A 15,354-nucleotide genomic window follows, 5' to 3' on the forward strand; every position below is an offset into this window, starting at 1 on the left:
GCCAAATAACTTCGGCTCGGAATTTCCGCGCCTTCGACCTACTGTCCGAATTCAGCGAGCAGTTCTTTCGCGGCTCGAAGGTCGGGTGTTTCATAGTCTTTTGCATAGCGCTCATATGCCGACAGAAGCAGAGCCCCGGTGTCCCGTTGCAGCCCGGTCCGATCGAGCCGCGCAAGTCCCACCGCCGCACGAAGCTCCCACGCGAGCGCCCCCTGTTTGCGCGCCACGGCAAGCACGCGCTCATAGGTTTTTCGCGCCTCGTCGAACGCGCCCCGGGCCGCGAGAAGATCGCCTCTCAGACGGATATATTCGGCGCGATACGCGCCGGCTCCTTTTTGCTCCATGGCATCGATCATCCAGCCGATATGATGATCTGCATCGTCGAAACGTTCGGCGCGTATGAGCGCTTCGATCACACCGATCCCCTGCTGGAAAGGGTTGTACTGCGCCCTGACCACCTTTTCGAAGGCGGCTTCCTGAGCCGGTAAAGTATCCTTCGCACCCATGCGAAAGGCGAGCTCGGCTCCGTAAGCCGAAGCCAGCATCGGGAAGGGCTGTATCGAGTGTTCGCTGGCGACCGCGCCGGTCAACGCGATGACATCCCCGGCCCAGGACCAGTCGCCGCAAAGCAGAGCGGTTTCCGTCGCGAAATAAGCGGCCATCACGATCCCGATCGGGGCGCCGGCTCTCTGGGCAAAATCCAGAACGTCCCTGGCGGTGCGGATCGCCTGTGCCGGCTGCCCCCGCAGGAAATGAAGCTTGGAAGCGACGTTCATAGACCGCACCCTGTGGTCTATGCCGTATCGCATCGTGTTGATTTTCCGGTTGAGCGGGGCGTATTCCAGCGCCGCCTTGTTGTTCATCTCCGCCTCGATCTGGTTTCCGGAGGCGTGATGCGTCAGGCACAGCATGGCGTGCGCCATGGCGAGCGCATCGGGCTCGTTGATCTCCCGCGCGACTTCCGCGGCGCGAACGGCGATGGGCATGGCCTTCGTTACATCGCTCGTGCGATTGATGACGATGTGATAGCCGCCCAGGATCCGCAGTTCGAGATCCTGCTCTCCGACCGCGTTCGCAAGCTCGATCGCCTTTTCGATGGCCCGATCGGATGCTTCGGCGTTCCCGCTGACGACCGTGAAACAGTGGGCGTGGACATATTGCAGCATCGCTTCGTACCGGGTTCCCCGCAGAGAGGAATCCATCGCCTTGAGCGCGCGTTCGCTCCAATTCTTGGCCTCGATGGTCAGGCCGAGATCCATGAGGCAGAAGCAGGCGCTGGCGGCGAGCTTGATCCCGATCTCTTCATCGCCCTCCGGCGAAAAGCACCATTGCAATGCCGCGCGCAAATTGCCGATCTGATCCTTGAAGGTTGCATAGCCCCCCGCCTCGAAAAGCTTCGTCCTGTCGCGCCAGGCTTCGTGCAGGATATCGCTGAAATACGCCGCATGCCGCCTGACGACGGCTTCGAACTCGTCCGCCTCACGCAGCTTTTCAAGCGCGTAGACGCGGGTCGTCTCCAGGAGGCGGTACCGTGCCCCGCTTCCGCTGGTGTCCGCCGCAACGAGCGATTTGGAAACGAGGTTTGCGATGATGTCGAGCACCTCGGGCGTGCCGACGGAGTCGCCGGATGCGAAACGTATCGCCGCGTCCAGCGTGAAAGCGCCCGCAAAGGTCGAGAACCTACGCAGCGCGGCGCGCTCCGGCTCGCTGAGGAGCGCATAGCTCCAATCATGCGCCGCGCGGAGAGTCTGATGGCGTTCGGACGCCGACCGCCGCCCTGCCGAGAGCAGCCCGCTTTCGAGCAGGGTCGCAAGGTTATGGACGCCGAGCGTGCCGCCGTACGCCGCCGCAAACTCTATGGCCAGCGGGATTCCGTCGAGTTTCCGGCAGATATCGGCGATCGCCGGGATATCCGCGTCTTTCAACTCCAGATCGTTGGCTATGGCGCGTTCGATGAACAGCTCGACGGCCGAATATTTTCTCAGGCGATCGGGATCGGCAGCCGCCAACTCGTCGGGACATTCGAGCGGACGGAGGCGGTGGACGTTTTCCCCTTCCACGCGGAGCGGCTCCCGGCTCGTCGCGAGCATTCGCACGTGCGAGGTACCGCTCATGATGCCGGCGGCGAGCCGCGCCGCGCCCTCGATGACATGCTCGCAATTGTCGAGCACGACAAGAACTTTCCTGTCGCGAAGCGCATGGACGAGGCTGGGCAGCATGTCGTCGTGCTTCGCTTCGACCCCGAAGATCGCGGCGACGGCGTTCGGCACGAGCTCGGATTTCGAGGTTTGCGCGAGATCGGCAAGCCAGACGCCGTGCTCATACGCGCCGATCAGTTCTTTCGCGGTCGCCAGCGCGACGCAGGTCTTCCCGGTCCCGCCGGCGCCCACGATCGTCAGAAGGCGATGACGACGAAGATGACCCATGAGAACCGTCAGGCTCTCCTGCCGTCCGACAAGCCTGGTCGGGGAAATCGGCAAATTGTGCCGATGGCTTTCGCGCTTCGGCAAAGCCGAAGCATCGGCATTTTCGACAAGGACCGGCGCGACAAACGCATAACCCCGGTTCGGCACGGAGACGATAAATCGGTTGCCTCCGCTTCTGTCGCCCATGACACGTCGCAGCGTGGCCATGTGGACCCTGAGATTTATCTCCTCGACATGGGTGTCGGGCCACACACGGTTCATGAGCTCGATCTTGCTCACCACTTCGCCTTGCCGTTCGACGAGCGCAATCAGGATATCCAGCGCCCGGCTGCCCACGCGCAGGGGCGTGTTGCCCTCGGCCAGAAGCCGCTGACGCGGAAACAAGCGAAAAGGCCCGAATGAAATCGGCTGTTCGAGAGAGGACGCGCTCCCCATCGATATCCCCCGGCAAAGAAGCGATTTTGACCCGGCCCCTTTCCGCATACAACTGGCGGCGGGAACGCGAACGTCCGTGCACAGGACCCGCTGCCGGATACGGCTTCGCCCCTATTGCAGCCTCCGACGGAACTCTCTTGGGGATATGCCGACGATCTTACGGAAGCTTGCGGCAAACGCCGAGGGTGTTTGATAGCCGACGCAGAGTGCAATCTCGGTTATCGGCAGCACCGAATTGGCCAGCAGCCCTTTCGCCCGCGCGATCCGCAGATTGGTCAGCCAGAGATAAGGGGATTGCCCGGTCGCCTGGCGGAAGGAGGTACAGAAATGGAAGCGGCTCAGATCGACAAGGGCAGCAAGCTCGTCGAGGCCGATCGCTTGCTCCATCCTGTCGGTCATGTACGCGGTGACGCGTTTCACATGCCGATCCGCCAGCCCGCGCCTGGGCGTCGCGTCCGGCAACGCTCCGAGGCTCGAATGGGCCCGCACGAGCTGCATGCACAGAAGATCGACGGCCTGCTCCAGGAACAGTCGCGCCGACGGATCGTTCGTCGCCTCTCCACACAGAATGGCGAGAATGCGCGAGATCGTCTCGTCCGCGAAACTAACGCGATCCAACAGCTCGACGGGCCGGCCGCCCAGGAGCGACTCGGCGCCGGACAGCAACCGGCTGTGCGTCAGATAGGCGTGCGACGTCTCGGTGGCGCCGACGATATCCCAGCGTCCGTCGTGGTCGGCGGGGATCAGGACGATCGTCCCCTTTCTGGTGTAGGATCGTAGCTGCAGCCTCCCGGCCCGCCTCAGGGTGATTTCCGAGTCGCCGCCATAGATCGCGCAAATCGTATGCGCGGACATGGCCGGCAGGCTGTCGTGCACCGGGCCATGCGTCCAACGTCCCGTGAGCCGGGTGCCGTCCGTCAGGCGCTCGGCCAAGGGGACAGGCGGCCGGTCGAGGATCCGGCTCATTTCCTGGAGCGGACCAAGGCTGTTCTGGGCGCCCAATTCAATGGAAGATGTATACACCGCTCACGCATCCTCCCTTTGGGGCTATACGACTTTTGCGGCGGGCAGACAACATCGCAAACCTGAGACAATGGCCGCAAGATTCGAGCGGCATCACGGGGTGCGGTCGGCTACTCTCGAGACCGCGAATACAATCGATTAGGTCCGAGTTTGAGGCTCAGATTATCGATGGTCGGTCTAGCTGCCCTGTGTGGTCCCGTTGTCCGGCTCGTGCGGTGTCGGCAATGAGCTACGCACAACAGCGCGAGACAGACGAGGTCATCGTTGTCGGGGCGTTTCATCTTTTTCCGAGGGAACGCGTGCTCAAGATGGGCGACGGCGAGGTAAAGCTCGGCAGCCGTGCATTCGATATTCTGCTGGCGCTGGCGGAAACGCCCGGGGAGATCGTCTCCCACAGAGATTTGCTCGCCAAGGTCTGGCCGAATGTCTTTGTCGAAGACGTCAGCCTTCGCGTTCACATAGCCGCGCTGCGCAAGGTCCTCGAAGACGGGGACATGGGCCAGACCTATCTGACAAGCGTGCCGGGGCGTGGCTACAAGCTTGTAGCCCCTACGTCGAAGCAGGCCGTCGCGGCAAGGGCCCCGCTTCGGTCTTCGCAATCGACTCCGCGGTTGCCACGGACCGTGCAGGACATGGTCGGACGAGAAGACGAAGTGCGGACGATTTGCGGGAACGTTCTCAGCCGGCGATTTGTGAACATCGTCGGGCCTGGCGGCGTCGGAAAGTCGACGGTTGCGCTGAACGTCGCGCATGCGCTGCTCGACGAGTTCGACGGCGCCGTTCATTTTGTCGATCTCAGCCCCGTCGGCGAACCGCACCTGCTTGCCGCGGCGATTGCCATGGCGGTCGGGCTCACCGCGGACCTGCCCGATTTGGCGGCCGGCATCGTGAAGCATCTGCGCGGCAAGCGCCTCCTGCTCGTCATGGACAGCTGCGAGCATCTGATATCGGACGCTGCTGGAATTGCGCATCAGCTCTTCGCGGAACTGCACGATCTTCACATCCTCTGCACAAGCCGGGAAGCCCTGAGAGTTGGAGGCGAGCATATCTGTTTCTTGCCGGCTCTTCTTTGTCCTCCCGAGGATGCCGAACTCGGTGCCGCGGAGGTTTTGAAGTATCCGTCGGTTCGGCTTTTTGTGAATCGCATGACCAGTGCCGGGGGAAGCATCTCGGACCTGGGCGACGGCGATGCAAGAACGATCGGCGAAATCTGCCGGAAGCTTGGCGGGATTGCTCTCGCCATCGAGCTGGCCGCCGGCAGCGCCGCGAAACACGGCGTCAAAGACACCGCATCGATGCTCGACACGGAATTCACGCTGCAGTGGCCGGGAAGGCGGACGGCTCCGCCGCGGCATCGGACATTGGGAGCGACACTGGACTGGAGCTTCAATCTTCTATCCGAAACCGAGCGTGCCGTTCTCCAGCGGCTTTCCGTGTTTCCCGGCAGTTTCGCCCCGGAGGCGGCACAATTTGTCGCCCGCGCCGACATCAGCGAAAGCGACATATTCGAAGCCGTGAATGGCCTGATTGCGAAATCCCTGGTCGCTCCGGAGGCTTCGGGTCCGGCGATCCGCTTCCGGCTTTTGGACACGACCCGGGCCTACGCCAGGAGCAAGCTTGAAAATTCCGGAGAATTGGACGGCGTCCATGGCCAGTTCGCCCGTTATGTCCGCGAAAGGCTTCGCGCCGCAACGGACTCTCGATCGGACATGAGAGCGCCCTCCAACAGCGAGTTCGACGATGTCCGCGCGGCCTTGCGATGGGCGTTCGGACCGCGGGGCGAGGTGTCCATCGGGATCGACATCGCCGCCTACGCCGCCCCCTTGTGGCTGGGCAAGGCGCTTCTGACCGAGTGTCGCGATTGGTTGGCCAAGGCGGCGGCCGCGGTCGGCGAAATGGCGCCGGAACAGGAATTGCGGCTGCAGATCGCCCATGCGGCGGCGGAGCTGTTCTCGCGGGGCTTCACGAACGAGACCGAAGCCACCTGGCAGCGGACCCTGGAGCGCGCGCAGGCCATCGACGACCGCCCGGCCCAATTCCAGTCTCACCTGGTCCTCTGGGGATCGAGAAAACGCGCGGCGCAGTACCGTGAAGCGCTCGACACCGCCGAGGCGTGCGCCGAACTCGCAAAGGCAACCGCGGACGCGGGCGCCGTCGCGATGGGAGAGTGGATGCTCGGCCGCTCGCTTCACCATGTCGGCCGCTTCGACGAGTCGCGATTGCGCCTTCTGCGGTATTTTTCGCTCGAGACCGAAAGCGCCCATCTCGCGAGTATCCGCGCAACCGGATATGACCGGAGCGTCGATGCGTCGGCGGTGCTTTCCAGCACGCTTTGGATACTGGGATATCCCGATCAGGCCAAGGTCTGGGCCAAGCGCGCCGTGACGGACGCGCTCGCATCCGGACTTTCGATGCCCCTCGGCGTTGCGATGTCCTGGGTCTGTCTCAACACCTATTTGTCCGAGGCCGATATCGGCGAAATAGAGCGCGTTTCCGTTGCCCTCCTCGAGCAGGGGCGGGCCCATTCCATCGACAGCGATTCCGGGTTCGGCCTTTGCCTCGTCGGGTTTTGTCGCGCGATGCGCGGCCAGTTCGACGAGGCTTCGCTTCTCATAACCGAGGGTCTCGGGTTGCTGGCGCAGGCGCATATGGAGGCTTTCAGTGTCCTGGTTCTTGCGCATGTTTGCGAGCATGCGATCTGGCTAAGGCGCGCCGACGAAGCCATGCGCTGGATGGTTGCGCTGGAGGACAAGGACAAGAACTACGAGCATTGGTGTTCTTCGGAGGTGCTCCGCGTTCGCGGCCTCCTCGCCGAACTGAAGGGCGATCGCCGCACGGCCAAGGCCTATTTCACGCAGGCCATCGATCTGGCCCGGCGACAGCAGGCATTGGCCTGGGAACTTCGGGCCGCGCTCGGCCTCAGCGCATTGTTGCAGAAGCAGAACCGCGACGACGACGCCTTGCGTATCCTGGAACCGGTCTACAAACGGTTTCAGGAGGGGTTTGCAACGCGCGATCTGCGAAGCGCCGAACAGCGCATTGCGCAAATCAAGAGCCGAACCGGGATGCGGGTTACGTGATTGCGGGTGCTGAAGCCGCATCCGCCGTCGCGGAAGGACGCGCGCGTGACGGCGGCATTCACATCGGCCAGCGCGCGGGGATCAAGCTATGACTGCATGCGCATGACCTGATCCATCGGCATCATGTTGTGGTTGAGGTTCGCCATGATCCAGAGCGATCCCGCGACGACCAGGAAGACGATCAGGACGCCGAACGCGAGCGCGAGCACATTGTTGGTGTTGTCCGGGCCGGTGGTGATGTGCAGGAAGAAGACGAGCTGAACGCCCATCTGGGCGATCGCCAGCACGCAGAGCCCGATCGGAATCCCCGGCGCCCAGAGGATATGCGATTGCGCCACCCAGAACGCGGTGGCGGTCATTCCCAGCGACAGCACGAGGCCGATCGCGTAGGTAGCGAAGCCTGCGAGAAAGCTGTCGCTTTCGTCGCCGGGCGCGGTGTCGCCGGTAGGTGTCGAGGGATGGAGATTGCTCATGGCAGCGTCCCGAACAGATAGACCACGGTGAAGATGGCGACCCAGATGATGTCGAGCGCGTGCCAGAACAGGCTGAAGCACATCAGGCGGCGCAGGATGCCGGGCTGAAAGCCGCGCGTATAAAGCTGCGCCATCATCGTTCCCAGCCACAGCAGGCCGGCGGCGATGTGAAGGCCGTGACATCCCACCAGGGCGAAGAAGCCGGACAGGAAGGCCGAGCGGCCGGGGCCGGCGCCCTGCGCGAGCAGGCTGGCGAACTCGCGCAGCTCCAGCGCCAGGAAGACCGCGCCGAGCAGGCCGGTCAGCGTCAGGAAAATATAGGTGAGCGATGTCCTGCCGCCCCGAACCGCGAGCATGGCGAGACCGCAGGTGAAGCTGGAGACGAGGAGGCAGACGGTTTCGACCGCGACGGTCGGCAGGCTGAACAGGCTGTGGCTGCCGGGTCCGCCGTCGGTCGCATCGTGCAGCACGGCATAGGTGGCGAACAGGGCCGAGAACAGGATGATGTCGGACAGCAGGAAGATCCAGAAGCCGAAGCCCGCGACGATGCGCTTGTCGGCCGGGCCCGCATCGCCTGGCGGCAAAGCGTCGTCGGCGGCGGCACGATGGCCGAGCCGGTGGGGATCGGGGTCCGCCGTGAGAACCGCCGCATGCGCATCCTCCGTCCGCCGTGCCTCCAGTTCCAGAAGCGCCGCCGACCGGACCTGCCGCCTGTCGCGGTCGAGGCGCGCGACCTCGGCCGCCGGGATGGCGTATTCCTCGTCACGCCGCCAGGCGAAAATCACGAAGGCGGCATAGGCGCCGGCGAGCCCGACGACGACCAGCCACCAGATGTGCCAGATGAGCGCGAAGCCGGTGGCGGTGGCGAAGAAGGCGGTGACGAAGCCGGTGGGCGTGCTCCTCGGCAGTTCGATCGGCACATAGTCCGGCTCCGCCGCGAGCTGCTGCTGGGCGATGGCGCGCTGCTTGATGCCCCAATAGGCCTCTTCGCCGCGCACATCGGGCAGCACCGCGAAATTGAAGGCCGGCGGCGGGGACGTCGTCGCCCATTCGAGCGAGCGGCCGTCCCAGGGATCGCCGAGCGTGTCGCGCAGGCTCGCCCGGTTGCGGATCGACACGACAAGCTGGGCCGCCTGGAAGACGACGCCGAAGAGGATCAGCAGGGCGCCGACCAGCGCGACCCCCATATAGGGCTGCCAGCTCATGTCGTCGTAGTGCTGCATCCGCCGCGTGGCGCCCATCAGGCCGAGCGCATAGAGCGGCACGAAGGCCAGGTAGAAGCCGAAGAACCAGCACCAGAAGGCCGCCTTGCCGAGGCCGCTGTGCAGCCGGAAGCCGAACGCCTTGGGGAACCAATAAGTGTAGCCGGCGAAGATGCCGAACACGACGCCGCCGATGATGACGTTGTGAAAATGGGCGACGAGAAACAGCGAATTGTGGAGCTGGAAATCGACCGGCGGCACCGCGAGAAGCACGCCCGTCATGCCGCCGATGACGAAAGTGACCATAAAGCCGATGGACCACAGGATCGGGACCTCGAAGCGGACACGGCCGCCATACATGGTGAAGAGCCAGTTGAAGATCTTCACGCCCGTCGGCACCGCGATGATCATCGTCATGATGCCGAAGAAGGCATTCACATTGGCGCTCGCGCCCATCGTGAAGAAGTGATGCAGCCACACAAGGCACGACAGGATGCAGATCGCCATCGTCGCGATCACCATCGTGCGGTAGCCGAACAGCGGCTTGCTCGAGAAGGTGGAAACCACTTCGGAATAGACGCCGAACGCCGGCAGGACGAGGATGTAGACCTCCGGATGGCCCCATATCCAGATCAGGTTCACGAACATCATGGCGTTGCCGCCGCCGTCATTCGTGAAGAAATGAAAGCCCAGATAGCGGTCCAGCGTGAGCATCGCCAAGGTGGCGGTGAGCACCGGGAACGCCGCCAGGATCACGAGGTTCGAGGCCAGCGCCGTCCAGCAGAACACCGGCATCCGGCCATAGCTCATGCCCGGCGCGCGCAGCTTCAGGATGGTCGTCACCAGGTTGATGGCCGACAGCAGCGTTCCGACGCCGGAGATCTGGATCGACCAGAGATAATAATCGACGCCGACGCCCGGCGAGAATTGCAACTCGCTCAAGGGCGGATAGACCAGCCATCCCGTCCGCGCGAACTCGCCGACGAACAGGCTGATATTGATCAGCAGCGCGCCCGAGGCGGTGAGCCAGAAGCTCACGGAATTCAGCGTCGGGAACGCCACGTCGCGGGCGCCGAGCTGCAGCGGGACCACGAAATTCATCAGGCCGACCACCAGCGGCATGGCCACGAAGAAGATCATGATCGCGCCATGGGCGGAGAAGATCTGGTCGTAATGGTCGGGCGGCAGGTAGCCCTGCGCCGCGCCCGCCGCCAATGCGAGATGCGAGCGCATCAGCAGGGCATCGGAAAAGCCGCGCAGCAGCATGACGAGGCCGAGCAGGCAGTACATCACGCCGATGCGCTTATGATCGACGGAGGTGATCCATTCGCGCCACAGATAGGGCCAGAACCCCTTTACCGTGATCCAGGCGAGGATTCCCGCGATCGCCAGGACGATGACCAGCGAGGTGATGAGCGGGAGCGGTTCGGCGAAGGGGATGGCGTCCCAGGTGAGCTTGCCGAGCATTGCTCAATGACCTTCGTTGTGGGCGCCGTGCGGAACCGCGGCGGGGCTTTGGTTGCCGGGCAGCGACGGCCCGAGACTCGAAACTCTCATGGCGACGATCTCGCCGAACAGCTCGGGATCGACGGCGCTATACGTTCTCGGCGCCACATATTTGCTCGGCCGGAACAGCGCCGCGTAGCTTTGCGTATCGAGCGGCGCATTGGCCGCGCGCGCGCCCGCCACCCAGGCGGCGAACTGCGCCTGCGGCACCGCGTCGACGGCAAAGCGCATGCCGGAGAACCCGTCGCCGCTGAACTGCGCCGACAGGCCCGGATATCGTCCCTCCCGATCCGCGAGCAGGTTCAGCTGCGTGGTCATTCCCGCCATGGCGTAGATCTGGCTTCCCAGTTGCGGGACGAAGAAGCTGTTCATGACCGTCGCGGATGTGATCTTCAGCAAGACCGGCGTCCCTGTCGGCACCACCAGCCGATTGACGCTCGCCACCCCTTGCTCCGGGTAGATGAAGAGCCACTTCCAATCGAGCGCCACCACGTCGACCTCGATCGTGGGCGTGTCCGACGGGATCGGCCTGGCCGGATCGAGTTCGTGGCTGCCGATCCAGGCGATGCCGCCCAGGAGCAGGATGACCATTGCCGGGATCGACCAGATGACGATCTCGATCCTGCCGGAATAGGCCCAGGTCGGGAGGTAGCGGGCCTTTGTGTTGGACGCGCGGAACCACCAGGCCACGACGAGCGTCGTCACAATCACCGGAATGACGATGCAGAGCATGATGGCGACGGAGTCGAAGAGAATCGATTGTTCCGCCGCCGCTACGGGCCCATGCGGGTCCAGAATTCCCTGCGAGCGGCCCGTGGCGGGCAGCGCAAGAAGCGCCGCGACGATTGTCCAGCCGAGCGGTCGACGGATGACGGGCAGGCGGCCAGGGGCCGACGTCCGGCCGCTTGCCGTGAACGGCTTTGCCGGGATTTTGCTTCCCTTCCGCACGCGACCCACCGCTCCTTTCCAAAATGCAGTCCCGCCACCGATTGAGGGGGCCGCAAGACAAGAAATGTTTTCGACGGGCCGCAAACGTGCAAACGGCGGCGTCGACCCGTCATGGACGAGCGTAGTTGGGACACCACGTCGATGATTGCGGTGTGTTGCACCGGTTTGATCCGAATTGCCCGTGAGATTTGACCGTCCACCGGTGCCGCGGAAGCGCCGATCCGCAAATCGGTGCGCGCCGTCGATTTGCAACAATCGCGGTTCGCCATTCCCAACGCATCGCGGCGGTATCCACCAGGACAATCCGGCGCCAACGCGGCTAGCCACACACAATCCTTGGCCGTAGCCGCTCCACTACTCTTGCATTGGCGGTCAGGAGCCGTCGCGAGCAACGGTCCGGTGCATGGAGGACGCAACTATCGCCTAGTCATCTTTCCGGTCGCCAGATCGAACCTGTGTTCGGCCTGGTCTTCGATACTGCCCCGTCCTTGCAGCTCCCCCGAGATCGCAAACCCCGTTCTGAAAACTGGAGAAAACCGCATGAACAATCGCACCATGTCCACGCTCGTCGCCGGCGCCTTCGCCAGCGCGTTGGGCACTCTTTCCGTCGCGCCGGCCAGCGCGGCCGACTTCACCCCGGCGCAAAAGAAGATCCAGGCGGACAACACGGTTCTCGTGAAGTCCGGCAAGGTCGAACCTTGTTTCGGCGTCGCCCTCAAGGGTCAGAACGACTGCTATGCGGGCCCGGGCACGACCTGCGCCGGCACGAGCACTGCCGACTATCAGGGCAATGCGTTCAAGCTGGTGCCCACCGGCACCTGCGCCACGATCACGACACCGAAGGGACACGGCAGCCTCAAGCCCCTCACCTGAGGATTGCCGAACGGCCGGACCTCCCCCGCCAGGTCCGGCCGACTCTTCGCAGAACCAGACGCAAAGGCTTGCCGTGCCCGGATCGCTTCACGAAGCCGCCGATTGCGATATTCCCCGGCGCGCCGGCGTCGGCCTGAAGGCCGAACACTATCGCGCAATCCTCGAAACGCAGCCCAGCATCGGGTTCTTCGAGGTTCATGCCGAGAATTATATGGGCGCTGGCGGCCCGCCGCATCGCTACTTGTCCGCCATCCGGGAGCGCTATCCTCTTTCGCTGCACGGCGTCGGATTGTCGATCGGATCGGACGGGCCCCTGGACGGGGAACATCTCGGGCGCCTGAAGGCGCTTGTCGCGCGTTATAGACCGGTTTTGTTCTCGGAACATCTCGCCTGGTCGAGCCACGACGCCGGTTTTCTGAACGATCTGCTCCCCGTGCCCTATACGGCGCGGGCCTTGCGGCGGGTCGTCGAGCACATCGACGCGGTTCAGGACGCGCTCGACCGCCAGATGTTGCTGGAGAATCCGTCCACCTATCTCGCCTTCGCCGAAAGCACCTATTCGGAGACGGATTTCATCGCCGAGATTGTGCGCCGGACCGGCTGCGGTCTGTTGCTCGACGTCAACAACGTCCATGTCGCGTCGACCAACCAGCAATGGGACGCCTTCGGCTATATCGACGCCTATCCGCTTGCCGCGGTGCGGCAGATCCATCTTGCCGGTCATGCGCGGGACGCCGACGAACGGGGACGACCGCTTCTGATCGACACGCATGATCGTGCCGTCGCGGACATCGTCTGGGACCTTTTCGCCCATGCGATAAGCCGGACCGGCCCGCTCCCGGCGCTGATCGAGTGGGATGCCGACGTGCCGGATTGGCCGACGCTCAAGTCGCAAGCGGATCGCGCCGATGCGATCCTGCGGACGACGGCGTCCGGAGCGCCGGGCGCAATCTTCCCAGGCTCGCAATCGTTGCTGTCGGTCGAACCTCGACATCGTCGAGCGAGGGTATGATGGCGGGTCGCAAGGTCGTTCTTTACTATGCCTGGAGCCGGGTCGGCGAGATCGGGGCGCCGCTCGCGGTCATCGAGAACCGGTTTCCGGCGCTCTTCGAAAGCCGCAGGATGGGGTTTCCGCGCTTCGCGGAATTCTCCGATGCGTCCCGCTTCGACCAAAGCGTCGCCGGTTTTCTCGATCACATCATGAAACACAACTTCACCGCCTTCGTGGCGTTGGCAAGCGCGCTGACCGGCCAGCCGGTCGCGCAGATCGAGCGCGGCGCCGATGACGGCAGCCTGACGCCGCTAGGCCGGAATGTCCTCGATGGTGCCGACACGCTCATCGTCATCGGTTTCGACTCGATGCGCACCGGGCAGACTGCGAGTGATGTGGAAGTGAAGGCCGTCCGCCAGTTCCTGTCCGATCCCGACCATCTGGCCTTCATCTGCCCCCATCACGACATCGGCGACGGGCAGGGCCTTTCCCACGACGAGCGCCTGGAGCGTCAGGTCGCGGAGTTCCTCCACCATGGCGACAGGACGATCCCGCCGCAGCAGCGCTTCGGCGGGTATGCGCGCGCGCTGCTGGCCGGCCTCGGCGTGCCGGTGGAGAATCGTTTCGGGCTGCATCCCGCCGCCGAGGCGGACGGATCGCCGGCGAAGATCGAGATCGAGGCGGCGCTCGACCGGCGTCACCTTCTGGAGGGCGTCGATACGTTCAATCTCCATCCGCATTTGCCGCATTTCGAATGTCTCGGGGACGCCGGGCTCGACGTGCTGGCGCGCCAGAGGATCGATCCTGCCGCGCCGCCGCATCCGTTTACCGGCGGCGGCCGCTGCACATTCGACGCTCTGCTGCAATCCCGGCCCGAGACGTTCGCCGGCACGCTGCTCGTCGGCGACGCGACGCTTTGGAGCTCGACCGCCGGCGGCGTCGACGCCCTCAGCCGGCTCTGGACCAACGTCGTCGAGCGACCCCATCGATCGTGAGCCCCCGATGCGACATAGTCCTTCGTATGTAGAGACAATGAGCGGCCTGGGCCGCCGTCAGGCGGAATTCGCCGCGGCGATTCTGGATCCGGCCCTTCCGGTACCGGCCGGATTGATCGGTCCGGATGGCGAACCCAGCGCGAAGCGCTTCGCGGTCTACCGCAACAATGTCGTCGCCGGCCTGTGCGAGGCGTTGAAGGCCGCCTTTCCGGCGGTGCGCCGCATCGTCGGCGACGCATTCTTCGCCGCCATGGCGCGGCTCTATGTACCGTGCGAACCGCCGAACTCGCCGATCATGCTCGATTATGGCGCGGGCTTCGCCGGTTTCGTGGACAGGTTCGAGCCCGCGGCCGCGCTGCCCTATCTCGGCGACGTCGCTCGCCTGGAGCGGGCTTGGGCCGAAGCCTATCACACCGCCGAAGCCGAGCCGCTCGATCCGATGGAACTGGCCGCAATCGCTCCGGGCAGGCTGCCCCATATCGGCTTGTTGCTGCATCCGTCGCTGCGCATGGTCCGATCGCCGTTTCCCGCCGTCACGATCTGGCAGATGAATGTCGACGGCGGCGTGCCGGTCCCGGTGGATTTCGACGGCGGCGGAGAGGATGCGCTCATCGTACGGCCCGCCGCCGAGGTCGAGGTGCATGTGCTGCCGCCCGGCGCGGCGGCCTTCATCGCGGCGCTCGGCGACGGCGCGCCCGTCGTCGGGGCTCTGCACGCGGCGCTGCTCGACGATTCCCGTTTCAAACTGGACGGCGTGCTTGCGGGCCTCATGGAGGCCGGCGCGATTGTCGGCTGGGCCGAAGCGCCGGTCGGCAACAGGACTGGAGCACCGGCATGAACACATCAGCACCTTCGCCGCTCGCGCGCGTCGAGCGCTTCGTCCGCAAGGTTCTCGAAAAACTGGAAGCGGTCGCGCGGCTGGTCGCGCCGCCGGTGTTGCGCGTCGCGCTGGCGCTACCTTTCTTTCGCTCCGGCCTTACCCGTTGGGACGGATTCCCGTCGCTGTCGGCGGGCACGCTCTATCTCTTCGAGAACCAGTTCAAGCTGCATGTCTTCGGCGGGGTCCATGATTTTCCGGCGCCGGATACGCTCGCCTTTCTCGTGGCCGTCGCCGAGATCGTGCTGCCGGTCCTGCTCGTCCTGGGACTGGCCACGCGGTTCGCGGCGCTCGGGCTTCTGGTCATGACCGGCGTGATCCAGCTGGTGTTTCCGGACGGCTGGGCGAATTTCCATCTCTATTGGGCGAGCCTGGCTGTCGCGATTCTCGCGCTTGGACCGGGCGTGCTCTCGGTCGACCGTCTGATCGCGCTGTGGCTGGGGACCGAAGCGAGACCCATGGAATCCCGATCCGGGAATTGAAGGCGCGCGCCTCGCCGTCGACATGCGCAGCCGGTCTTGACCG

11 protein-coding genes are annotated in these 15,354 nt (G+C 64.4%); 6 read left to right on the plus strand and 5 right to left on the minus strand.

From position 1 onward, the window contains the following. Positions 1–38: 38 nt before the first annotated feature. Entirely contained in the window at positions 39–2,861 is a 2,823-nt protein-coding gene (locus WDN01_01980; GenBank protein ID MEJ0024770.1) for a winged helix-turn-helix domain-containing protein, read from the minus strand. 111 nt (positions 2,862–2,972) lie between these two features. Beyond that, positions 2,973–3,884, minus strand: a complete 912-nt coding sequence (locus tag WDN01_01985) for an AraC family transcriptional regulator (protein MEJ0024771.1) — start codon at positions 3,882–3,884, stop codon at positions 2,973–2,975. A 224-nt stretch (positions 3,885–4,108) separates the two neighbouring features. Here WDN01_01985 and WDN01_01990 point away from each other — a divergent pair, with 224 nt between their 5' ends. Further along, positions 4,109–6,964 (plus strand): winged helix-turn-helix domain-containing protein, encoded by a 2,856-nt coding sequence (locus tag WDN01_01990; GenBank protein ID MEJ0024772.1) that lies wholly within the window; start codon positions 4,109–4,111, stop codon positions 6,962–6,964. A gap of 86 nt (positions 6,965–7,050) precedes the next feature. Here the strand turns inward: WDN01_01990 and cyoD are convergent, their stop codons facing one another. Genes cyoD through cyoA form a run of 3 tightly spaced genes read right to left on the minus strand, consistent with a single transcriptional unit; the run spans position 7,051 to position 11,348 of the window. After that, positions 7,051–7,437, minus strand: a complete 387-nt coding sequence (cyoD, locus tag WDN01_01995) for a cytochrome o ubiquinol oxidase subunit IV (GenBank protein ID MEJ0024773.1) — start codon at positions 7,435–7,437, stop codon at positions 7,051–7,053. Further along, entirely contained in the window at positions 7,434–10,106 is a 2,673-nt protein-coding gene (gene cyoB, locus WDN01_02000; protein ID MEJ0024774.1) for a cytochrome o ubiquinol oxidase subunit I, read from the minus strand. Before cyoB ends, cyoD begins: the two co-directional genes overlap by 4 nt. Positions 10,107–10,109: 3 nt before the next feature. Beyond that, positions 10,110–11,348, minus strand: coding sequence for a ubiquinol oxidase subunit II (gene cyoA, locus WDN01_02005; GenBank protein MEJ0024775.1), 1,239 nt, complete (start codon positions 11,346–11,348; stop codon positions 10,110–10,112). Between the two features lie 285 nt (positions 11,349–11,633). Here cyoA and WDN01_02010 point away from each other — a divergent pair, with 285 nt between their 5' ends. From WDN01_02010 to WDN01_02030, 5 genes are all read left to right on the plus strand, one after another. Further along, positions 11,634–11,966 carry a DUF2282 domain-containing protein gene (locus WDN01_02010; protein MEJ0024776.1) on the plus strand — a complete coding sequence of 111 codons (333 nt, stop codon included), beginning with the start codon at positions 11,634–11,636 and terminating at the stop codon, positions 11,964–11,966. A 73-nt stretch (positions 11,967–12,039) separates the two neighbouring features. Further along, the gene (locus WDN01_02015; protein ID MEJ0024777.1) at positions 12,040–12,978 is read left to right on the plus strand and encodes a DUF692 domain-containing protein; all 939 of its coding nucleotides are present in this window, start codon (positions 12,040–12,042) and stop codon (positions 12,976–12,978) included. Continuing rightward, positions 12,978–13,952, plus strand: a complete 975-nt coding sequence (locus WDN01_02020; protein ID MEJ0024778.1) for a hypothetical protein — start codon at positions 12,978–12,980, stop codon at positions 13,950–13,952. The genes WDN01_02015 and WDN01_02020 overlap by 1 nt, the downstream gene beginning before the upstream one ends. A 37-nt stretch (positions 13,953–13,989) precedes the next feature. Beyond that, entirely contained in the window at positions 13,990–14,790 is an 801-nt protein-coding gene (locus WDN01_02025; GenBank protein ID MEJ0024779.1) for a DNA-binding domain-containing protein, read from the plus strand. After that, positions 14,787–15,311, plus strand: coding sequence for a DoxX family protein (locus WDN01_02030; GenBank protein ID MEJ0024780.1), 525 nt, complete (start codon positions 14,787–14,789; stop codon positions 15,309–15,311). Before WDN01_02025 ends, WDN01_02030 begins: the two co-directional genes overlap by 4 nt. The last annotated feature ends 43 nt before the right edge of the window (positions 15,312–15,354 follow it).

Source organism: Rhizomicrobium sp. (assembly GCA_037200985.1).
Taxonomy (GTDB): domain Bacteria; phylum Pseudomonadota; class Alphaproteobacteria; order Micropepsales; family Micropepsaceae; genus Rhizomicrobium.

Coding starts and splice junctions, on each gene's coding strand:
- WDN01_02010 (MEJ0024776.1), top strand. CDS start 11,634: ATGAACAATCGCACCATGTCCACGCTCGTCGCCGGCGCCTTCGCCAGC.
- WDN01_02025 (MEJ0024779.1), top strand. CDS start 13,990: ATGAGCGGCCTGGGCCGCCGTCAGGCGGAATTCGCCGCGGCGATTCTG.
- WDN01_02020 (MEJ0024778.1), top strand. CDS start 12,978: ATGGCGGGTCGCAAGGTCGTTCTTTACTATGCCTGGAGCCGGGTCGGC.
- cyoD (MEJ0024773.1), bottom strand. CDS start 7,437: ATGAGCAATCTCCATCCCTCGACACCTACCGGCGACACCGCGCCCGGC.
- cyoB (MEJ0024774.1), bottom strand. CDS start 10,106: ATGCTCGGCAAGCTCACCTGGGACGCCATCCCCTTCGCCGAACCGCTC.
- WDN01_01980 (MEJ0024770.1), bottom strand. CDS start 2,861: ATGGGGAGCGCGTCCTCTCTCGAACAGCCGATTTCATTCGGGCCTTTT.
- WDN01_02030 (MEJ0024780.1), top strand. CDS start 14,787: ATGAACACATCAGCACCTTCGCCGCTCGCGCGCGTCGAGCGCTTCGTC.
- WDN01_01990 (MEJ0024772.1), top strand. CDS start 4,109: ATGAGCTACGCACAACAGCGCGAGACAGACGAGGTCATCGTTGTCGGG.